General features: G+C 54.4%; 19 protein-coding genes and 1 riboswitch. Of the genes, 5 read left to right on the top strand and 14 right to left on the bottom strand.

The genetic code is table 11. The features are described 5' to 3' along the window. Positions 1-2: 2 nt before the first annotated feature. The gene (locus W822_RS42355; protein ID WP_024006859.1) at positions 3-998 is read right to left on the bottom strand and encodes a glutathione S-transferase family protein; all 996 of its coding nucleotides are present in this window, start codon (positions 996-998) and stop codon (positions 3-5) included. Between the two features lie 150 nt (positions 999-1148). On the opposite strand from W822_RS42355, the gene W822_RS42350 reads away from it, so the two are divergent. Continuing rightward, positions 1149-2648, top strand: coding sequence for a catalase (locus tag W822_RS42350; protein ID WP_024006858.1), 1500 nt, complete (start codon positions 1149-1151; stop codon positions 2646-2648). 80 nt (positions 2649-2728) lie between these two features. Here W822_RS42350 and W822_RS42345 read toward each other — a convergent pair whose 3' ends face one another. The 11 genes from W822_RS42345 to W822_RS42295 all read right to left on the bottom strand — a co-directional run bounded on the left by W822_RS42345 (position 2729) and on the right by W822_RS42295 (position 14171). After that, positions 2729-3643, bottom strand: a complete 915-nt coding sequence (locus W822_RS42345) for a dihydrodipicolinate synthase family protein (RefSeq protein ID WP_031243511.1) — start codon at positions 3641-3643, stop codon at positions 2729-2731. A gap of 138 nt (positions 3644-3781) precedes the next feature. Further along, entirely contained in the window at positions 3782-4930 is a 1149-nt protein-coding gene (locus W822_RS42340; RefSeq protein WP_024006856.1) for a mandelate racemase/muconate lactonizing enzyme family protein, read from the bottom strand. Positions 4931-4969: 39 nt separating this feature from the next. Next, entirely contained in the window at positions 4970-5941 is a 972-nt protein-coding gene (locus W822_RS42335; RefSeq protein WP_024006855.1) for a Bug family tripartite tricarboxylate transporter substrate binding protein, read from the bottom strand. Positions 5942-6132: 191 nt separating this feature from the next. After that, positions 6133-7053 (bottom strand): LysR family transcriptional regulator, encoded by a 921-nt coding sequence (locus tag W822_RS42330; RefSeq protein WP_024006854.1) that lies wholly within the window; start codon positions 7051-7053, stop codon positions 6133-6135. 107 nt (positions 7054-7160) lie between these two features. After that, positions 7161-8054: a LysR family transcriptional regulator gene (locus tag W822_RS42325; protein WP_024006853.1), complete on the bottom strand. Its 894-nt coding sequence runs from the start codon at positions 8052-8054 to the stop codon at positions 7161-7163. A 113-nt stretch (positions 8055-8167) separates the two neighbouring features. Then, a complete protein-coding gene (locus W822_RS42320; protein WP_024006852.1) occupies positions 8168-9139 on the bottom strand; it encodes a Bug family tripartite tricarboxylate transporter substrate binding protein in 972 nt (323 codons plus the stop codon). A 72-nt stretch (positions 9140-9211) separates the two neighbouring features. Beyond that, a complete protein-coding gene (locus tag W822_RS42315; protein ID WP_024006851.1) occupies positions 9212-10201 on the bottom strand; it encodes a Bug family tripartite tricarboxylate transporter substrate binding protein in 990 nt (329 codons plus the stop codon). 34 nt (positions 10202-10235) lie between these two features. Next, positions 10236-11264, bottom strand: a complete 1029-nt coding sequence (locus tag W822_RS45990; protein ID WP_024006850.1) for an acyl-CoA dehydrogenase family protein — start codon at positions 11262-11264, stop codon at positions 10236-10238. Between the two features lie 9 nt (positions 11265-11273). Continuing rightward, positions 11274-12425 carry an acyl-CoA dehydrogenase family protein gene (locus W822_RS42305; RefSeq protein WP_024006849.1) on the bottom strand — a complete coding sequence of 384 codons (1152 nt, stop codon included), beginning with the start codon at positions 12423-12425 and terminating at the stop codon, positions 11274-11276. Between the two features lie 38 nt (positions 12426-12463). Further along, positions 12464-12931, bottom strand: coding sequence for a MaoC family dehydratase (locus W822_RS42300; protein ID WP_024006848.1), 468 nt, complete (start codon positions 12929-12931; stop codon positions 12464-12466). Positions 12932-12944: 13 nt separating this feature from the next. Continuing rightward, positions 12945-14171 carry a CaiB/BaiF CoA transferase family protein gene (locus W822_RS42295; protein ID WP_024006847.1) on the bottom strand — a complete coding sequence of 409 codons (1227 nt, stop codon included), beginning with the start codon at positions 14169-14171 and terminating at the stop codon, positions 12945-12947. A gap of 153 nt (positions 14172-14324) precedes the next feature. On the opposite strand from W822_RS42295, the gene W822_RS42290 reads away from it, so the two are divergent. From W822_RS42290 to W822_RS42275, 4 genes are all read left to right on the top strand, one after another. Further along, positions 14325-15233: a LysR family transcriptional regulator gene (locus tag W822_RS42290; RefSeq protein ID WP_024006846.1), complete on the top strand. Its 909-nt coding sequence runs from the start codon at positions 14325-14327 to the stop codon at positions 15231-15233. A gap of 216 nt (positions 15234-15449) precedes the next feature. Beyond that, entirely contained in the window at positions 15450-16433 is a 984-nt protein-coding gene (locus W822_RS42285; protein ID WP_024006845.1) for a Bug family tripartite tricarboxylate transporter substrate binding protein, read from the top strand. 61 nt (positions 16434-16494) lie between these two features. Continuing rightward, positions 16495-17523: an amidohydrolase family protein gene (locus W822_RS42280; RefSeq protein WP_024006844.1), complete on the top strand. Its 1029-nt coding sequence runs from the start codon at positions 16495-16497 to the stop codon at positions 17521-17523. A 259-nt stretch (positions 17524-17782) separates the two neighbouring features. Then, a riboswitch (FMN riboswitch) is annotated at positions 17783-17951 on the top strand. Between the two features lie 170 nt (positions 17952-18121). Beyond that, the gene (locus tag W822_RS42275; RefSeq protein WP_024006843.1) at positions 18122-18610 is read left to right on the top strand and encodes a 6,7-dimethyl-8-ribityllumazine synthase; all 489 of its coding nucleotides are present in this window, start codon (positions 18122-18124) and stop codon (positions 18608-18610) included. Between the two features lie 5 nt (positions 18611-18615). Here W822_RS42275 and W822_RS42270 read toward each other — a convergent pair whose 3' ends face one another. After that, a complete protein-coding gene (locus tag W822_RS42270) occupies positions 18616-19386 on the bottom strand; it encodes a hypothetical protein (protein ID WP_024006842.1) in 771 nt (256 codons plus the stop codon). A gap of 35 nt (positions 19387-19421) precedes the next feature. Then, the gene (locus W822_RS42265; RefSeq protein WP_024006841.1) at positions 19422-20396 is read right to left on the bottom strand and encodes a LysR family transcriptional regulator; all 975 of its coding nucleotides are present in this window, start codon (positions 20394-20396) and stop codon (positions 19422-19424) included. Positions 20397-20420 lie beyond the last annotated feature (24 nt).

Below are 20420 nucleotides of genomic sequence, written 5' to 3'. Positions count from 1 at the left end.
TTTTATAGCGGGTCGTCGGCATTTTCGAGAGTCCGATCGGGTTCGCGGTCCAGGTCCAGGACCGGCCCCAAGGGAACGATTCCGTTCGGATTGATGGTGTGATGGCTTCGATAATAGTGCTGTTTGATATGATCAAAGTTGATTGTCGAGGCGACTTTCGGCCATTGATATAGTTCGCGGGTGTAACTCCACAGATTCGGATAGTCGACCAGACGGCGAAGATTGCATTTGAAATGACCGTGATATACCGGGTCAAAGCGGATCAGTGTGGTGAACAGCCGCCAATCGGCTTCAGTCACCGTATCGCCCAGCAGGAAACGTTGTTTCCCCAACTTGATTTCCAACTCATCCAGTGCGGCAAATACATTGCTTACTTCTTTTTCGTAAACAGCCTGGTCCGTCGCAAAGCCGGTCTTGTAGACACCATTATTGATATTGTCGTAAATTTGCGTGTTCACCTTGTCAATGCCCGGTAAAAGTGCTGCGGGCGAATAGTCTCCGGGTGTCGCACCAATGCTGTCGAATGCAGAGTTGAGCATGCGGATGATTTCTGCAGATTCATTGTTCACAATTGTATTGCGCTCCAGATCCCACAGGACAGGTACGGTGACACGGCCGCTATAGTCGGATTGGGCTCTCTGATAGATCTGATAAAGAAAATCGGCGTGGCCTACCGGGTCTGCAACGACGCCCGGTCCCGGCTGGAAAGTCCAGCCATTTTCGCCCATATAGGGGTTGACGACCGAGACACTGATCATTTGCTCCAGCCCCTTGAGTGCGCGCAGGATTAATGTGCGGTTGGCCCAGGGGCAGGCCAGCGAAACATACAAGTGGTAGCGACCTGCCTGTGCCTTGAAGCCGTCTTTACCGCTCGCGCCTGCGCGGCCATCTGGCGTGACCCAGTTCCGGAACTGGGCGTCGCCGCGAACAAAACGGCCTCCCGTTTTTTTAGTGTCATACCATTGATCATGCCACTTGCCGTCGACGAGAAGTCCCATTGCATTAACCTTGATAAACGTTCCAATTCAATCATTGTGACACATAGACCGGATAGACTGACCCATGCCAAGCATAAATGTTCTATATTGAGGATGCAGGTACGATTATTGTCTGCGTACTTGCCTAACACGTTGCAAGGAGAAATTGTCATGAGTGATTCGAACAACAAAACAGCGTCGGGTTCTACAACCGGAGCAGGCGCACCGGCGCAAAGCGATCGCAATTCGCTCACTGTCGGAGCTAACGGTCCCATTCTGCTTCATGATGTGCATTTCCTGGAGCAGATGGCGCATTTTAATCGTGAAAAGGTGCCTGAACGCCAGCCGCACGCCAAGGGAGCCGGTGCATTTGGTGTTTTCGAAACCACGGAAGATGTGTCCAAGTACACTAAAGCCGCACTTTTTCAGAAAGCCTGTAAGACCGAGATGCTGGCACGGTTCTCTACCGTTGCCGGGGAAGCGGGCAGCCCCGATACGTGGCGCGATGTACGCGGTTTCTCTTTGAAGTTCTATACCGACGAGGGCAATTATGATCTGGTAGGCAATAACACGCCGGTATTTTTTGTGCGCGACCCGATGAAGTTCCCGCATTTTATCCGCAGCCAGAAGCGCCTGCCCGATTCGGGGCTTCGGGATAATCACATGCAGTGGGATTTCTGGACCAATAACCCCGAGACCGCGCACCAGGTTACCTATTTGATGGGGGAGCGAGGCCTGCCAAGGACCTGGCGCCATATGAATGGCTACGGGTCACATACTTATATGTGGGTCAATGCCGCCGGCGAGAAATTCTGGGTGAAATATCATTTCCATACCAATCAGGGCATGGCGTTTTTCAATAACGCCGAGGCATCCGAGATGGCCGGCAAGGATGCCGACTTTCACAGACGTGATCTGTTCGATGCCATCGCCCGAGGCGAGCACCCAAGCTGGATCTTGTCTGTACAGGTTATGCCGTATGCAGATGCAAAAAATTATCGCTTCAATCCCTTTGATCTGACCAAAACCTGGTCGCATAAAGATTACCCGCTGATCAAAGTGGGCACCATGACGCTGAACCGCAATCCGGAAAATTTCTTCGCCCAGATTGAACAGGCTGCGTTTTCGCCGGGCAATATCGTGCCCGGTATTGGGCTGTCGCCCGATAAAATGCTGCTTGGCCGTGCCTTTGCCTACAACGATGCACAGCGCAATCGTATTGGTACGAATTTCCATCAACTGCCGGTCAATCGGCCCAAAGTGCCTGTCAACACGTATATGTTTGATGGCCAGATGGCTTATGAACACAGTGGAAATGCGCCCGTTTATGTGCCCAACAGCGGTGGTCGCCCATGGGCCGATGAAACTGGCAAGACGGAAGATGGTTGGGAAGCTGACGGCGATATGGTGCGTCAAGCGTATACCTTGCATCCCGAAGATGATGATTTCGGCCAACCCGGCACGCTAGTGCGCGATGTATTCAACGACGCGCAGCGCAGTGCGCTGATCGAACAGGTGGCCGGAAGCCTGCTGGGGGGCGTACGTAGTCCGGTGCTGGAGCGTGCGTTTGATTACTGGAAAAGTATTGATGCCGACGTTGGTCGCCGTATCGAAGAAAAAGTCCGTTCGGGCCAGGCGCCGGAGCCCGCGGCGGGTGAGGGCGAAGCCTGATTCTCGGGTTTGCTGCCCGGTAACGGACGTTATGCATCTTTTATGCGTACGTCAGTTGCAGGGCAGCGTTCATACCGCAGTTACCTCAAACCGGTGATGCTGAATCCCGCGGCTTCCAGTTGTTGTATCAAATCACGATGCTGGTCGGGACTCAGTTGCGTCAGAGGCGGTCGCAGCCGGAGCCAGTCGTCGTTCGAACTCCAGTGGGCGATAGCCGACTTGAGCGCAGGGATCATGGGGAAGCTTTGGAAGATCTGGCGTATCCTGTCCAGTCCCCTTTGCTGGGCATCTGCATCCGGTCCTTTCCAGTTCTGATACAGCCCATGAATGGCGACAGCGTTGACATTTGCTGTTGCGCTGATGCAGCCGGCGCCGCCGCCTCGCAACGTCTGCAACAGGAACGTTTCGCTTCCCGCAAAAACATCGAAGCCCTGCGGACCGAAACGTTCAAGCATGGCTTGCGTATTTTGCCAGTCTCCAGAAGAGTCTTTGACACCTGCAATGACAGAAGGATAAGACTTGAGCAACCGCTCGATCAAAGGCAAGGTGATGCCGACCTGGGCGACGGGCGGAATATGATACAAATAGATCTTCAGGCGGTCGTCCGCGACGCGCTGTATGACTTCGGAGAAGTAGCGATAAAGTCCTTCGTCGGACACGCCTTTATAGTAAAACGGCGGCAGCATCAGTACACCTGCACAACCCAGTTCAACTGCGCGTTGCGTCAGACGCACCGTCGAAGGCAAATCACATCCCCCGGTTCCCGGCATCATCCCTTTGGGGTTCAAACCAGCCTGAACGAGTGCTTCGATCATCTCAAGCCGCTCCTGCGGCGAAAGAGAATTGGCTTCCGAGTTCGTACCCAGAAAGGCCAGGCCGATCTGGTTCGATTGCAGCCACTTGCATTGATCGATAAAGCGCGGAAGGTCTACGCTCAAGTCTTCCCTAAAGGGCGTAACAACGGGTGATAACACACCCTTAATACGTTCTGACATCATGTCTCCTGTTAGGCTGAGTGTGGGTCGGTACAAAACCGTGATGCGACAGGGTCAAGCGCTAAGGCAGCGTGAATGCAACTGTAATCATAACGCATGCCAGGCAGTCTATATTGTCGCATTGTTACGGCGCGAGGTTTATTCGATGGTTATCCATCTGTTTTGTTCCCCGGGATAGATCACACCATACTGTTCGATGGCTGCGTCGTCAAACTGAAATCCCAGCCCCTCGCCCTGGGGCAGCAGAAGATCGCCGTCGTCTGCAACCAGTTGACGGTCAATAACTTTGCGGAAATTGACGATGTGATCGTCGGGCATCCATTCGACATAAGTGGTATTGGGGGTGCTTGCCACCAAATGGATATGAACGTCATGCCAGGCATGAGGTTCCACCATGATCCCGTGGCTGGCCGCCGTGGCGGCAATCCGTCGCCACTCGGTGATGCCGCCGCACACGGTCGCATCCGTCTGCAGCAGGGTCGTGGCCTCCAGCGCAATCAAATCCTTGAAGCGCCATCTGCCCGCTTCAACCTCGCCTGTTGCCACAGTGACCGGGGTCGCGCGCGCCAGCCGAACGTGATTATCCAGATCGTCCGGTGAGAAGGGTTCTTCGATCCAGAACGGGTTGAACGGCTCGAAGCACCGCAGGTATTCGAGCGCGGTCGGCAAATCTTTCCAGGCATTATTGGCATCAAGCATCAGGCGCGTGTCGTCGCCGATGGCTTCGCGGACCGCCGCCATTCGTTTCCGTTCGTTTGCGATGCTTTCAAGTCCGACTTTGATTTTTACCGCCTTGAACCCATCCTGCACATGGCCTGCCATCTCCCGGGCGAGATCCTCTGTTGTTTTGCCTGGCAGATAATAGCCACCACTCGCATAGCCAGGTACCCGATCCAGGGCTTTTGCACCCAGAAATCGATACAGCGGGAGCTTTGCGGACCGGGCGTTCAGATCCCATAACGCTGTATCCAAAGCCGAGAGGGCGCGCATGACTGCGCCGGTTCGGCCGACCAGCAACGCTTCCTGATACATTTCCGCCCACAAGCCCTCCACCCTGTGGGAATCCTGGCCGACCAGCCGGGCCGCCAGCAGATCGGTCACAGCAACGGAGAGCAGGCGGCCGGCACTATTGACTGCGTAGCAATAGCCCAGCCCTTCGACGCCGTCGGTGGAACGAATGCGAACAAGACAATATTCCCTTGCGGTCACCCGGCGTGTGGAAAAGGTGACCGGTGCGGCAAGAGGAACGCGCGCGATACAGACGGAAACGGATGCAATAACTGGCATGGGATACAAAGCTCCTGATAATTGACAAGGGGTAAAAAATCATTGAAATTGAATGTTTGCTTTCTTAATGACATCGCGCCATTTTTTCTGCTCCTGATCCAGCAATGTCTGGAAAACCTGTGTCGTGCTGTCGATCGGCGTGAGCCCCAGGTCTTCAAGGCGCTTGCGGATTTTGTCGCTCTGCACGATACCGTTGATCTCTTTATTGAGCGTCTGGACGATTGAATCGGGCGTATCCTTGGGGGCAATGATGCCAAACCATACATTGGCGTCGTAGCCGGGGAGCCCGGCCTCATCGAAGGTCGGAACCTCAGGAAGCTGGGCGAGCCGTTTTTTTGACGTAACCGCGATTGCCTTCAGCTGTTTCTTCTGGATAAAAGGCAGGCTTTGGGTCGGCGTGGCGAAAATAACGGGTATCACACCGCCCAGCAGATCCGTCTGGGCGGGTGCGCCGCCTTTGTAGGGGACATGGTTCATTTTGATTCCGGCCATTTGATCCATCAACTCCATCGCAATATGTTGCGTAGAGCCAAGGCCGGGGGTGCCGAAGTCTATTTTCTGTTCGCCTGATTTGGCCAGGGCAATGAATTGCGCCAGCGTATCGGGCTTGAAATTCGGATTGGCCACGAGCACGAACGGCGTCTCGGCAATAAGCGCAACCGGCTTGAAGTCATCCAGCTTGTAGTTCAGATCAGGGTAGAGCATGGTGTTGGTCACATGTGATGAAATCACCAGCATCAGCTGATAACCGTCCGGCTTGGACCGTTTCAATTCGCTGGTGGCGATGGTGCTGTTTGCCCCGGGTTTGTTTTCCACCACAAATGACTTGCCCATTTTTTCGGACAGCTCGGACGAGATCAGGCGTGCAATGGTGTCATTGGAGCCGCCCGGCGCCATGCCGACGGTAATACGTACCGGCTTGCTTGGGTACTCGTCGGCAACGGCGTTAAACGTGATGACTGACATCGCGGCCAGGACGGCCGTTTGCATCAGCTTGGCGAATCGGATCATGATTAGGTCTCCTGTTGGATGTAGGCAGTTATAGTTTTTTTATGCAGTCTACCCCGGGCAAGTTAGCTAATATATGGATTGTTTTTGTAAATTAATCGATAAAAACGATTAATAAACGAAATCACAAATGTGATTGATGCGGCCTGCTTGCAGCAGTGCGAAGATGAAGCGTGGGCTGGGACAGAGCTTGTTTAACTGCCGGGGTGACGCGAGGCCAGCAGGCTCACCTCGCGGGCCAGGCGGGCCCGCAACAGGCGGATGAATTCCTGAGCGGCAATCGATTCGGTTGCGTCCTTGCGTCGCAACAGACAAATATCCCGTTCGTTAATGGGTAATGTAACGGGAATTGCGCGCAATATATTCAGATCGAATTGGCATAAACCGAGAAGGGGGACAATAGTGGGGCCGATGCCGGCGCCGACAAGCCCGGCGGCGGTGGCAAGATTGTTCACCTGAAGCACTTTGATCCATTGCTTAGGATAAACGGAAGCGTCCAGGTGCTGGCGGATACTGCTGGCGGTCTCGAACACAATGATCGGGTGAGGCAGCAGTTCGATGATGGCCAGACGCTTCCTGTTTGCCAGGGGGTGGGTCGATTGACATACGAAATAAAAGGTATCGGACGCCAGTTTTTCGATAATAAGGTCAGCACCGGGCTCGGCAGAGGCGCATAGTGCAAAATCAACTTTCCGCAATCTGACGAGTTCCAGGCAGGAAGTGTTTGAGACGTCTTCAACAATCAGTTCGATGCCTGGATACTTATTAATAAAAGTGGCGATAATGTCGGGCAGGAGTGCAGAAAAGATCGTAGGCAATGCGGCGATCGCAACCCGTCCCTTACGCCTGGATACATGGTCTTGCATTTCCGAGAGCGCGCGCTCGGTTTCCGGCATAAGATGGTTGACAATGTTCAGAAATACTTCGCCTTCGGCCGTCAACTCTACATTTCGCGTATTCCGTGAAAACAGCTTCGCATTCAGGTCCCTTTCCAGATTGAGGATTAATGCGCTGAAGGCCGACTGCGTAATGCAGCAATGTTCGGCTGCCCGCGTGAAATTGCGCATACTTGCCAGGGCGGCAAAGGCTCTCATCTGGCGCAGAGAAAGGTTCATGTTCGATTCGTCGTTGACCGTGGCATCGGGGCAGGGGCGTCAAAGGGTGGCAGGATCGACTATTGTATCGGTTCGCTGCAATGGTGTCCAAGGTCCGTGCACAACGGTCAGGTGCGAACCGACATGTCCGAGGCCAGGGCTCGAAATCGTGACGTGGCCATGGATTCGGTATCCTGCTTGTACACCAGCCCGTAGCCGATGCGCTTGATTGCTGACTCGTCTTCGAGCTTTCTATAAGTGATCCGGTAGCGGTTGATGTTTGCCATAACCGACGGGACCAGCGCCAGGCCAAAGTGGCTCTCAACCAGAGATAGAACGGTTTGAACCTGGACGGCGATTTGGGAGGTCTTTGGCGAAAAACCGGCAGACTGACATGCCGCCATCATGGCGTAGTGCAGGCCACGCGCATGTTCAGGCGAATAGACGATGAATGGCATCTGTGCCAGTTCATTGAGCCTGATTGGGCGACTGCCCAGTGCATGGCCTTCGGGCATCGCTAAAATAAAATAATCATTCTCAAGAACCTGCATATTGACATCCAGGCTCGTCAGTATTGGCGTACGGATCAGACCGATGTCTAGTTTTCCTGAACTCACCGCCTCAACGATTTGGGTCGACGTAGCCTCATGAATCGAAATTTCAATCTTGGGGTAGGCGGCACGAAACGCTGAAACCAGTTTCTGGAACAGTTGCTGGGTGGTCGAGCCGACAATTCCGATTCGCAGTGATCCGTTCGTGCCCTCCCGGATTTCCAGCGCAGTCTGTTCAACCTGTTCGGCTGCCTGCAATAAACGCACCGACAAGGCCAATATTCGGGCGCCTTCAGTAGTGAGTGCGACACCTTTGGAATTGCGGTCAAACAGAATCACCCCCAATTCGGCCTCAAGCTTTTGTATGGAAACAGAAAGCGGAGGTTGTGCAATATGGAGTTTTTCGGCTGCCTTATGAAAATTCAGCGTTTCGGCGAGCACGACAAAATGTCTGATACGGCGCAGTTCCAATTTAGGGAGTCCAGATAATCACAAATGTAGAAAACCTGCCGACAAGGCAATCCGGTCACGGCATGGGTCATTCTATCAAAGTAACCGATCCTTCTGCGGCCGCAAGGATCAATTTACTGTTTGGGTATGCCTGCCTGTTCGGCCGCAGCAGACCAGCGCTGTATTTCTGTGCGCTGAAAGCGCGCCAGATCTTGTGCGCCCCCGGGGAAGGCTTCCCAGTTGATCCGGGCCAGAAATGCTTTGGCATCATCCGTCTTGTAAATGTCCTCCAGCGTAGCGGCGAGTGTGTTCGTGATCTGTGCGGGAAGCCCGGCGGGACCGAAGGCTGCCGTCCAGTTGACCATGTAATAGTCTGGATAACCGAGTTCTTTCAGTGTCGGAATGTCCGGCGCCGTTGCGAGCCTGTCCGTGCCCGTGACGGCGATAATCCGGACTTTACCCGCATTGGCCAGCGGCAATATCGCGCCATAGTCGGCAAAAACGAAATCGACCTGGCCTGAGGCAAGATCGGTCAGCGCCGGCGCCGCGCCTTTGTATGGGATTTGCTTGGCCGCGATCCCGGCCATGGACAGGAATAACTCAGTTGCAATCCTGTAGGAAGCGCTCCCGCTGCCGTAGTTCATTTTCCCCGGATTGAGTTTTGCCTGGGAGACCAGCTCAGCGATAGAGGAGTAGGAGGAAGAAGCGTTAACTGCGACACCCATTGCGCCAAAACTCAGTTTAGCCAGCGGTGTGAGGCCCTTGACAGGATCATAGGGAAGAGATTTGAACATGGCGACATTGGTCGCCACCGGCGAATTGCTGGCGAATAGAAGCGTGTACCCATCGGGCTTTGCATTGGCGACGGCTTCAGCGGCGATAAAACTGTTTGCCCCGGGCTTGTTTTCCACCAGCACCGGTACGCCCAGCTTCTCAGACATTTTTTTTGCAGCATAGCGTGCGTTGGTATCAGTTCCGCTACCCGGCGGGAAGGATACAATCATTTTGATAGGTTTGTCGGGGTAGGCCGCCCAGCCTGTGGCCGGTGCGATCAGTCCAAAAAGCGAGACCGCCGTACAAAGGACGATTGATAATGGTCTTTTCATGTTGTCTCCAGTGCGCTGTTTTTATGTGTGATGCGGGTAGATAGGCGTCGTATCGGTTGTAACTGTCAGCGTTTAACTGGACGTGACCCCCGCGTCCTGCACAACCTGTTTCCAGCGTTCGGTTTCCTTTCCGATGAATTCGCGATAAGCCTCGGGCGTCGAACCAAGCGCCTCCGTTCCCTGTTCCTGCAAGGTTGCTTTGAAATCGGCACGATTCAGGGTGTTACGAATCGTCTGGTTCAGTTTGTCGATAACCGGTTTTGGAGTGCCCCTGGGTACAACGACACCTTGCCATGCGCCGATTTCGAAATTCTTGAGACCGGCCTCGTCAACCGTCGGCACGTCGGGCAGTAAGGCTTCGTTGCGGCGCAGGCTTGCAATCGCCAATATCCGGACTTTCTTGCCCCGGATCGCCGGGAGAGAATCGTTCAGCGTGTTCACCATGTAGTCCACCTGGCCACCCATAACGTCGACCAGCGCTGGCGCACTGCCTTTATAGGGCACATGCAGTGCGTTGATCTGAAGGTTTTTGTTAAGCAAAAAACCACCCAGGTGAGTGATGTTGCCCATGCCGCCGGACGCGTAAGTAGTCTTGTGCGTCTTGATATGCGCCTTGAGTTCGCTCAGCGTATCGACGGGCAGGCGAGGATTGACCAGTACGACCAATGGCACATTTGCCGTGGTCGAAACGGGGTCGAATGCAGTGATGGGATCGTATGACAGGTTCTTGTATAGCGCGGGACTCAATGCGATGGAGGAGGTGTTGTACAGAATGGTATAGCCGTCCGGTTTGGCTGTGGCGACGTGTTGCATGCCGATCGTTGCATTGGCCCCGCCACGATTTTCCACCACGAATGGCTGGCCAAGTTGCTGTGAAAGCTGTTTGGCCATCTGCCGCGCCACAATGTCGGTTGGCCCGCCGGCAGGAAACGGTACAACCATGGTGACCGGTTTTTCCGGCCACGCATGATCGTCGCTTGCGAAGGCAAGACCGGACACGCAACTCAGGATGGCACCCAACAGCAAGGTGGTGCCGCTTCTTTTGACGTCTTGCAAATACATGATTTGTCTCCTCCAGAGGGTAGGGGCGCTTCTTCTATTGATGTGGTTGACGGCCGGGCTGCGCCTGCGTGAGCGCGGACAGCAACGTATCCTGATGCCTGTTCAATATGCGGTCACCGATGAGGGCGGCCCAATAATGACTGGACCCATAGCAGGATTTGCACTCCCGGATTCTGCGGGTGTAGTGGTGCAGGGGGTAGTCCTGGCTGATACCGATAGCGCCATGAACCGCGTGCGCAATATCGGCAATCCGATCAGAAATATGTGCGATCTGATATTGGGCAATGGCAAGCGGTTCGGCTGCCGGCGCGGCCAGCACAGCGCTTCCTGTTTCACCGGCCATTTGCAACGCCATACCTGCAGCGCAGACATGTTCCGACATTTCGCTGATCTGATGTTGTACTGCCTGGAATTTGCTCACAGGTCGGCCGAATTGTTTACGCTCGCCTGCATATTCCACTGTCATTTCAAACGCCTTTTCCATGGCGCCCACGATTGTTGCCGCCATGGAAAATATACAAAGCCGGGATAATTCCGCCGCGGCCTGCTGGCCGACTTCAAGACGCTCCAGGCTCTCGTCAGGCCAGGAAATGGCGGCGAACAGGTTTCCCTCGTATTGGTACTGCACCTGAGCTGTACCGCTGCTCGCCAGATAACATTCGTTCCCGTTCACAACCAGCATATGTGCCCAGTCGCCGTACCACGCTTTATGCAAAGTGGCAGACCGCCGCCGTGCGTCCGGTTTTGATGCAATGGCTGCGTATCCTGTCATGCCTTCCGGAAGTGCGATGTTGTGCCTATGCGCCCATGCTCGCGTAACGACGGTCTGTGCAAATGGCACCGGCAGGTTGTAAAAGCCTTCCAGCTTGAGCAAGGGGATCGCTTCGAAAAGCGTTATGCCAGTACCTGCGGCCTCTTGTGGCAGGAGCAGATCGGTAAAGCCGCCGGCCTGTATTTCATCCGCTATCGCGTCGCGCTGTTCCTTGCTGGTGACCGTATTCTGCGAAGGTTTGGTTAGTTGACCAAACAGGTCTTTAAGGGCATCTTCAATTAATGAATCCATTCACATTCCTTAGCGCAAACCCAGGCCACGAGCGATAATGCCCCTCAGTATTTCACGCGTGCCGCCACGCAGCGAATAGCTGGGACAAATCTGCCCGACAAAAGACAGCGTATTGACGAGTTCAATGGAGGGCTGGTAATCGGGACACTCGCCCAGGCATGTGTCGATCATTTTCGGGATGTCCTGTTCAAGCGTGGTGCCGTAGTCTTTAACCAGCGTGGCCTCCAGGGCAGGGTGTTCCCCTTCGGCCAGTTTGCCTGTGACCGAGAGCGACATCATGCGCAGTACTGCCAACCGGGCAGTGATCGCGCCTACTGTTGCGCGTATCGCCGGACTGTCCCATCCCTGGCTGCGGCACTCCTGGATAAAACATTCAACCAGGGCCATGCTTGAATAAAGACGTTCCGATCCGCTGCGCTCAAACGCCAGTTCTGCATTGACCTGCTCCCAGCCTGCGCCCTCGGTGCCGATCAACGCTTGTCCGTCAAGCTGTACGTCGGAAAAAAAGACCTCGGAAAAATGTTCGTCACCCGCCAGGTCGCGGATTGGATGCACCGTTACCCCCGGCGCGGCCAGATCAATAATGAACTGCGACAGCCCCTTATGTTTATCGTCCGGTTCGCCGCTGGTGCGCACCAGCGCGATCATGTAGTGCGAGCGATGCGCGTTGGTGGTCCAGATTTTGCTGCCGTTCAGCACCCAGCCGGTGCCGGTCCTGACGGCGCGGCTGCGAATGCTGGCCAGATCGGATCCGGAGTCCGGTTCACTCATGCCGATGCAAAAAAAGGCCTCGGCCCGACAGATTTTCGGTAAATAATATTCGCGCTGGGATTCGTTGCCATAGCGCAGAATGAGCGGACCGCTCTGTCTATCGGCAATCCAGTGGGCGGATACGGGCGCGCCTGCCCCAAGCAGTTCTTCGGAGACTACATACCGTGTGTAATATCCTTTGTTTGCACCGCCATATTGTTCCGGAAGTGTCAGTCCGAGCCAGCCCTGTTGTGCGAGTTTTTTGCTGAATCCGGCATCAAAGCCCATCCAGGAGCGGGCTCGGTCAAATGCGGACATATGCTGTGTATGGGTTTTGACAAACGCCCGGATTTCCTGTCGCAGGTGTTCATCCTCTTCGGGCAGATGGGCTATTTTGAAGTCGGTCAGCATACGTGGTCCGGTGCTTTTGTCATATTGATCATGGCCGTTTATTGCGGTCTTCCAGCCAGCATGCGTTTGACGTCGTAGCTGATGACAATTGTGTTGTTCTGGTTCCTGATGTCCACATGGGTGTCCACCACGGCACGGTTTCCTTTGCTGGTCGGCGTGACGCTGCTGACTTCGACTTCGGCGTGCACGGTATCGCCTGCTACGACCGGCGCCAGCATTTTTTTATGAACTTCAAGCAGAGCCAGGCCCGTTCCCTGAACCATGGATTGCATGAGTATGCCTTCGATAATGCCGTAGGTGAGGGCGCCGGGCACGGGTCTGCCGGCAATGGCTCCGGCATCAAACGTCTTGTCTATGAAGATGGTTTCAAGCATGCCGGTACAACTGATGAAATTGATGATGTCGGTTTCGGTAATCGTTCGCTTGAATGTGACGAATGTCTGGCCGACTTCCAGATCCTGCCAGTAGAAGCCCATACCCAGTATTTTGCGTTCGCTTTGTTGCATCCTGTTCTCCCGTTTATGCATATGTGGTTTGCCCGGCATCCTTGATAACGTGTTGCCTGCATAGATCATTGATTTTCTGATTTGAATAGCCAAGTGCACTGAGAATTTCAACTGTGTTTTCACCAAGCCGGGGCGGCATTTTGACAGTGACCTTGGAGTTGGACAGCGTAACCGGATTGCCTGTAAAACGATATCGATGGCCCTGATCCATGAGTTCAGAAAAGAAACCGGCTGACTGCAGATGCGGATCCCGCTCCAGCTCGTTCAGCGTATTGACTCGGGCAGCCGGAATTTCCTGCTCCTGGCAAAACTGTAGCCAATGAGCGGTCGAATGTGCTTTTACGATGCTGCCCGTAAGCTCATACAATTGGTTTATATTTTGAGTACGTGCGGCAATGCTTTGGAATTTGGGGTCTTCAGCCCGTCCGGGGTTTCCTGAACAGGTGAAAAAGCGCCGCCAATGTTCATCGGTATAAGGCATCATGCAAATATGGCCATCGGTCGTCTGATAAGGACGCCGCCACTCTGAAAGCACACGTACATAACCGGCGTCGAGGTCTTTGTCTGCCAAATGTCGGCCATACAAATGTTCAAGCAGCACGTACGAGACCATCGATTCGAACATCGGGACTTCGACGACCTGCCCCCGGCCATCCCGTTCCCGCTGGAAGAGCGCGGCCAGAATTGCATGGGCCGCTGTCAGTGCGCAGGTTTTATCGGCAGCAATAATGGGCAGGTAGCGTATTGCGCCGGACTGCTTGTGCATCAGTTCCGGAATGCCGCTTAAGCCCTGAATAATGTCGTCATATGCGGGCATGCCGCTATAGCTCCCCTTTGATCCATATCCAAGCAGCGCTGCATAGATCAGTCCTGGCGCATGTTGAGTCAGCGTAGCGGGATCCAGTCCGAGCTTTTTTAATTTCTGGGGTCTGATACTGTGCATAAAGACATCTGCATCTTCCAGCAGTCGTTGCAGGATCATCAGTCCTTCCGGCGTTTTGATGTCAATCGCAATACTTTTCTTGTTTCTGTTGGCGCCGAGAAAAACGGCCGACAAACCTTCCTGGTAGGCGGGGCCCGTGTATCTTGTAGAGTCTCCCTGGAGCGATTCTACCTTGATGACCTCGGCTCCGTAATCGGCCAGAACCAGCGAGGCATAGGGGCCGAAAATGACGGACGTCAAGTCGACGATTTTGATGCCTGAAAGCGCGGATGAGGTGGGTGGTTTTCTGTCATTCATATGCCTGTTCCTGTTTGCAGACAGCATATGAGAGAAGAATGATATTAGTCCAATATTAAAAATAGATTGTATGATACTGAATACGTATTAACCGGTTATTTCATGTTGGTGTTATAACCATTCACATGTCATTGCGCACTAAGGGGGCATGGAATGGACTTGCGGCAACTGGAGTGTTTTATCTGCGTCGCAGAATTGGGCAGCTTTACCCAGGCCGCGATGGTGCTTGGCGTCGGGCAGTCAGCCCTGAGCCGCCAGGTCAGGCGTCTTGAGGTGGAACTCAGGCAGACATTATTCTATCGAAATGGACGTGGTGTCAGCCTGACAGAGGCAGGCAAACGACTGTTGGTGCATGGGCGTACAATTCAAATGCAATTTGAACATGCGCGTCACGATGTAGAGGATGCCAGGGACTGTCCGCTGGGAAGCGTCACGCTTGGGATGCCCTATGCTGCAGCCCGTTCATTAAGCATTCCATTTATCCAGGCGTTCAGGCGACGATACCCCAACGCCCATTTGTGTGTGACCGAAGGACTGACCATTCATTTGTATGAGTGGTTGCAGGCCGGACGAATCGATATTGCGCTTTTACATGATCCGCTTCCATCGTCAAGTCTGGACATACGACCTTTGCGCGAAGATACCCTTGTTCTGCTGGCGCGCAAAAAATCTGATGCTCGCAGCCTCGGGCCCACGATTGCCTTGCGTAAGATTGCTGATTTGCCACTTATTATTCCCCGTCGCCCGCATCCATTGCGCATGCTCATTGAAACCAGACTGGCGACCATGGCACTCAAACCGACGATTGCACTGGAAATTGATGCTGTGGCAACCATCGTGCAGTTGGTTTCCCAAAACGAGGGATACGCCATTGCGACAAAGCATGCTGTCGCCATCAGCGACGCGCGCGAGCACCTCCTTATGCGCCGTATTACGGCGCCTCACATGATCAGCGTGCTGGCAATGGCTACCTCGGCGGAACGCCCTCGCACCGCACTGCTTGAGTGCACGGGCGAATTACTGCAGGAGATCGTTGAGACACACTCCTATAAGGGCGATTGACGTCCGGTTTCCTGCCTGTTCTGCGGCGCCAAACGATAGAAGAAAAAGCGGTTTCCGGATATTCATTTCAGGAATAGCAGGTAGTCAGAAATGTTGCTTTTCAGCGAACAGGACTGCGATTAGCATGGTTGCATGGTGATGACGCATAGCGGGCGTCATCACCATGCAACTGGTAGCAGGCATTCTCGAACATTAAAAAAGACAGGAGACTAGCTCATGAATATCATCATTTTGAGAATCGTCAGTGTGGTGGCGTGCAGCCTGGGTGCGCTCTGGTGGTTTATTGCCATCCCGGCACAGGCTGCCTATCCGGAAAAGCCAATTACACTGGTCGTTCCGTTTCCCCCTGGGGGAGCCGTCGATACGCTCGGGCGGATTTTTGCCGGCAGTATCAGTGAGCAAACCGGCAAACCGGTCATCGTGGAAAACAGAGCAGGTGCTAACGGCAATATCGGCACGGAAGCAGTGGTCAGAGCTGCGGCGGACGGCTACACCATACTGATCGGCGCCAACGGCCTGGCGACCAATCCGGCCGTCTATCCCAGACGGTCTTTTAACGAAGTTGATGATCTTGCACCGGTGGCCTATGTCGGATATGCGCCTCTGATTCTTGTGGTCAGCCAGAATTCACCTTTCAAGACGTTCAGTGACCTGCTGGATGCAGCCAAGGCAAAGCCGGGGGCCGTTTCGTTTGCAACTTCGGGCAGTGGCAGCGCACCGCATCTGGCCTCTGAGCTGCTGAAAATCACCACCCATACCGATATGCTGCATGTTCCATACAAAGGCGGGTCACCGGCAAAACTGGATCTCGTTTCCGGTCGGGTCTCGTTCATGTTTCTGAACCCTCTGGAAGCCGTTCCCCAGGTGGAAGGCCACAAGCTGCGCGCGCTCATGGTCGACAGCGATAAGCGCATCGCACAATTGCCGGATGTGCCAACAGCCAAAGAGCTGGGTTACCCTGATCTCGAAGCTAAAGTCTGGTGGGGCTTCGCTGTTCCCAAAGCGACCCCTTCGGAGGTGGTTCTGGCGCTCAACAGATATATCAACACTGCCCTGAAAGACACCGACGTACAGCATAAGCTGCAGCAAATGGCAATTGTCATTGGCGGTGGGACGGTCGAGCAGTTCAACACGTTTTATAGCGAACAGGTTCAAAAATGGACGCGGGTCGTGAAAGAAGCCAATATTCAGGTTAATTGATCTGACTATGGCTAATTGTGCGGGCGGGCATGCCCGCTTTGGTCTGGAAACTGGATTCAGTATGATTATTGATTGTCATGGACACTATACAACAGCACCTCGGGCCCTGGAGGCATTCCGGCAGTGGCAGATTGATACACTGAGCGACGCTCAAATAAGACGAGACGAACCCGTATTGCAGATCAGCGACGACGAAATCCGGGAGTCGCTCGAGGATAACCAGCTCAGAATCCAGGCGGAGCGTGGCATTGATCTGACGCTGTTTTCGCCGCGGGCTGGCGGAATGGCGCATCATGTCGGCGATGCCCGCACCAGCGAGCTCTGGAGCGGGCATTGTAATGATCTCATCTACCGTGCCGTGCAACTGTATCCGCACCGGCTGGCAGGCGTATGCCAATTGCCCCAGTCACCCGGCGTGGGTCCTGCCAATTGCATACCGGAGCTTGTACGATGCGTGGAGCAATTGGGTTTCGTGGGTTGTAATATAAATCCGGATCCGACTGACGGATACTGGAGAGACCCTCCCATGACCGACAGGTATTGGTATCCGCTCTATGAAAAACTGGTCGAGCTGAACGTTCCGGCGATGATACACACGAGCTGCTCCTGCAATCCCAATTTTCATTTCACCGGAGCACACTATCTGAATGGTGATACGACGGCGTTCATGCAGTTTGTTGATTCAGATCTGTTTCGTGATTTCCCGACCCTCAAATTCATTATTCCGCATGGTGGCGGGGCGGTGCCATATCATTGGGGGCGGTATCGTGGTCTTGCCCAGAATATGGGAAGGCCGCCTCTGGACACACTGCTGGAGAATGTGTTTTTTGATACTTGCGTCTATCATCAGCCCGGGATCGAGTTGTTGCTCAAGGTCATACCGGATCAAAATATCCTGTTTGCGTCTGAAATTATCGGAGCCGTCAAGGGCGTGGATCCGCAGACGGGATTCAACTATGACGATACGAAGCGATATATCGATGCAGTCGACTGGCTGCCGGCGCAGGCGCGCGCACGGATAATGGGCGAGAACGCGCTGCGGGTGTTTGATCGGTTACGCAAGCATATACAAATCAATAGGCCGGAATGAGTACGGGATTTTCAGCGGGACGCAGTAAAATCACGCGTTGGCGAGTATCCGTCGTCACCGCGTCAGCTATCCTGATACTCGTTTTCGCCGCAAGGGATGTTCTCAGCGAGATCAGAAGAAGTAATCCAGATTCTGATGGCAGAGCAGTAAGCAACAGTCAAAGTCTTCCTGAAGCAGACCGGGCCGGGTACGGTCATTGACTGTGACCTTGTGTTACACTCCCGCTGCGGATCCGTCTTCGGCTGATCGAAGACAAGCCGCACGTTCTCAGGGCGGGGTGCAATTCCCCACCGGCGGTAATGGCGTCAACAGACGCCTAGCCCGCGAGCGCTTGCCAGCGTGCCATTTCTCACATGCGCCGGCAAGGTCAGCAGACCTGGTGTGATTCCAGGGCCGACGGTCATAGTCCGGATAAAGAGAGAGCGGGATATCGCTGGGCTGGCCCAGCCTGCCTGATGATCGCGTCAGTTGCGTCGGTTCGCATTGAACCGTCTGTTCATGGTTTTCGGCCCGGCCGCAAAACCTTGACGTGTGCGTCTGGCATGTCCTGTCTATCCATGCCCTGTTTTTATATGTTTACGAAAACAGGAGTTTCATCATGCTTACCAAAACTACTCATCAATCTGCAACGGGGCAGACGCCGGACCGTGTTGCGTTCATTGAGGCCGGCTGGCACGGCGATATCGTCGGACAGGCAAGGCTGTCGTTTCTGCAGGAAATGTCTCGCCTTGGTCATGATCCGTCCAATGTGGACGTTATCAATGTGCCGGGTGCTTTCGAAATTCCCTTGCGCGCCAAGCTGCTGGCGGAAAGCGGACGCTACGCGGCGGTGGTTGCGGCAGGGTTTGTGGTCAACGGCGGCCTCTATCGCCATGAGTTTGTCGCCCAGGCGGTGATTTCGGGACTGATGCAGGTTCAACTTGAAACGCGCATACCGGTGTTGTCTTGCGTACTGACGCCAATTGAACTGTTTGAAGATGAAAAACAGCATCGCTTTTTCTTTGAGCATTTCACGGTCAAGGGCAAAGAGGCGGCGCTGGCTTGCTCGTCGGTGATGGCGTCAACTGCGCATGTGAACGCTGGATGACGGTATCAGCTTGATTCTTTTGATTGTATTTTAAGATCAAGCCCGTCCTGGCTGGGCATGGCCGCCCACGCTTTGAATTGTTGCGAGGCATTCACCTGGCCAGACCTGACCATCTCCAGCCAGACGCCTGCGGCATCATGAAAAGCGTTGGCGCCGCAAGGCCAAAGCGCCACGCTCATGGCCTCTGCCATGCTGGCTTCCGGGATGCCCAGTTCATAGCATGCATGCAGTTCGGCTGCGACACCCCATTTCGATTTCGCGCCGCTTTGTGCCGACAATAGCGCGAGGTGAGCCCACGTCGAAGTGACATCGTCAAAACCCGCGATGAGCGAGTTCACGCCGTCCAGATAAGCTTGCCGCGAAGACAGCCTGGGGAAATAGGGTTGCCAGTTTTCATCGACAAATGTATAGGCGTCAGTACCCTTGACCCAGGCAGCCAGGCGAAAGGCGGCCAGCGCCTGTGAATCGGTGCCTCCGTGATCAAAGAAAAGTTTCAGGTGGTGTGTTCCCAGTTCACTGGCGACACACAGCAATACAAGCCAGACAAATTCTTTTTCTAACGGCGACAGATGCTTCTCATCCAGGACCAGCGCTTTGTAGAATACTCGATAGCCGTCAAATACACCGGGCAATGCCGCAGCCATCGGACCCTGTTGCGGGTTGACATAGCCCCGGCGCTCGCGAAATTCTTCTAAACGTGCAATGAGTTCTGCGGTTGTGGCCAGTCTGCCGCCCGTCAAAGCCTGGACGGGGGGAAGATCCGTGGATGAGGTCATGCGTTTTCCTTTATCATGGATATGTCAGTGAATCGTCAGCCGCCGCGAGCGGGTGATCGCACGGGTACTTGCCGCCATGCCTGCGGAGACGGCCAGGCTTTCAGCGTATCGAGCAGAAAATCGATGAAGGCACGCACTTTGCCCGGCAGGGCGCGTGCACGCGGAGTGACCACATAAAATGATTGCAGCCCCGCATCCCATTGCGGGCAATATGTGACGAGATCGCCAGTCTGCAGATGTGTGTTTGCGAACAAATCGGCCACCCTGACCAGCCCCGTGCCCGCCAGCGCCGCTCCGATCAACGCTTCACTGCTATTGAAGTGCAGCGGTCCTCGTGGACGTACTTCAACACGCTCCGTACCATGCTGCAACGACCATGGCACAATTGCACGCGGATCCTCGCGTATCAGTCCAAGGCAGGCCCGGGGATCGAGATCGGCCGGATGTTGCGGCAGAGAGCGTACCAGGCCGGGAGAACCGCAAAGAATGAATCGCGCCTGACAAAGCGGCCGGGCAATCAGATCTATTTCCCTGATTTCGTCCATCCGAATGGCAGCATCGATGCCATATTGGACCACGCTGCGGGGCTGGTTGGTCAGTGTGACCGCTACCGAAAGCCTGGGATTGCGTGCGGCAAATTCGTTAAGGGCCGGACAGATTAATGCCTGGCCAATCGCAATGGGCATTTCTATCGTCAGCGTGCCGCTTAACTCTTTCAGCCGGGATTCGACATCTGTCTCGGCCAGGGCAACGGCTTCAAGAATATCCTTGCAGTGCTGGAAATAACGTTTGCCTGGTTCTGTCAGCGAGATAAACCGCGTATTGCGATTGATAAGTGTGACGCCCAGGTGCACTTCAAGCTTGCGCATGCAGGCGGTCACGGTGGGATTGGCCAGATCAAGCGACTCGGCAGCACGTGCGAATCCTCCGGATTCGGCAACACGCACGAATACTTCCATGGCCCAAAGCAGGTTCAGTTTCGTGCCGTTGTTTTTGTCGAGCGTTGTCATGTATGTCTCTATTGCATGGCACGG

This window comes from Advenella kashmirensis W13003, from assembly GCF_000506985.1.
GTDB lineage: Bacteria > Pseudomonadota > Gammaproteobacteria > Burkholderiales > Burkholderiaceae_B > Advenella > Advenella kashmirensis_A.
Note: the sequence above shows the minus strand (reverse complement) of the source record. Positions and strands in the feature narration are given on the sequence as shown.

Coding starts and splice junctions, on each gene's coding strand:
- W822_RS42355 (WP_024006859.1), bottom strand. CDS start 998: ATGGGACTTCTCGTCGACGGCAAGTGGCATGATCAATGGTATGACACT.
- W822_RS42350 (WP_024006858.1), top strand. CDS start 1,149: ATGAGTGATTCGAACAACAAAACAGCGTCGGGTTCTACAACCGGAGCA.
- W822_RS42345 (WP_031243511.1), bottom strand. CDS start 3,643: ATGTCAGAACGTATTAAGGGTGTGTTATCACCCGTTGTTACGCCCTTT.
- W822_RS42340 (WP_024006856.1), bottom strand. CDS start 4,930: ATGCCAGTTATTGCATCCGTTTCCGTCTGTATCGCGCGCGTTCCTCTT.
- W822_RS42335 (WP_024006855.1), bottom strand. CDS start 5,941: ATGATCCGATTCGCCAAGCTGATGCAAACGGCCGTCCTGGCCGCGATG.
- W822_RS42330 (WP_024006854.1), bottom strand. CDS start 7,053: ATGAACCTTTCTCTGCGCCAGATGAGAGCCTTTGCCGCCCTGGCAAGT.
- W822_RS42320 (WP_024006852.1), bottom strand. CDS start 9,139: ATGAAAAGACCATTATCAATCGTCCTTTGTACGGCGGTCTCGCTTTTT.
- W822_RS42315 (WP_024006851.1), bottom strand. CDS start 10,201: ATGTATTTGCAAGACGTCAAAAGAAGCGGCACCACCTTGCTGTTGGGT.
- W822_RS45990 (WP_024006850.1), bottom strand. CDS start 11,264: ATGGATTCATTAATTGAAGATGCCCTTAAAGACCTGTTTGGTCAACTA.
- W822_RS42305 (WP_024006849.1), bottom strand. CDS start 12,425: ATGCTGACCGACTTCAAAATAGCCCATCTGCCCGAAGAGGATGAACAC.
- W822_RS42300 (WP_024006848.1), bottom strand. CDS start 12,931: ATGCAACAAAGCGAACGCAAAATACTGGGTATGGGCTTCTACTGGCAG.
- W822_RS42295 (WP_024006847.1), bottom strand. CDS start 14,171: ATGAATGACAGAAAACCACCCACCTCATCCGCGCTTTCAGGCATCAAA.
- W822_RS42290 (WP_024006846.1), top strand. CDS start 14,325: ATGGACTTGCGGCAACTGGAGTGTTTTATCTGCGTCGCAGAATTGGGC.
- W822_RS42285 (WP_024006845.1), top strand. CDS start 15,450: ATGAATATCATCATTTTGAGAATCGTCAGTGTGGTGGCGTGCAGCCTG.
- W822_RS42280 (WP_024006844.1), top strand. CDS start 16,495: ATGATTATTGATTGTCATGGACACTATACAACAGCACCTCGGGCCCTG.
- W822_RS42275 (WP_024006843.1), top strand. CDS start 18,122: ATGCTTACCAAAACTACTCATCAATCTGCAACGGGGCAGACGCCGGAC.
- W822_RS42270 (WP_024006842.1), bottom strand. CDS start 19,386: ATGACCTCATCCACGGATCTTCCCCCCGTCCAGGCTTTGACGGGCGGC.
- W822_RS42265 (WP_024006841.1), bottom strand. CDS start 20,396: ATGACAACGCTCGACAAAAACAACGGCACGAAACTGAACCTGCTTTGG.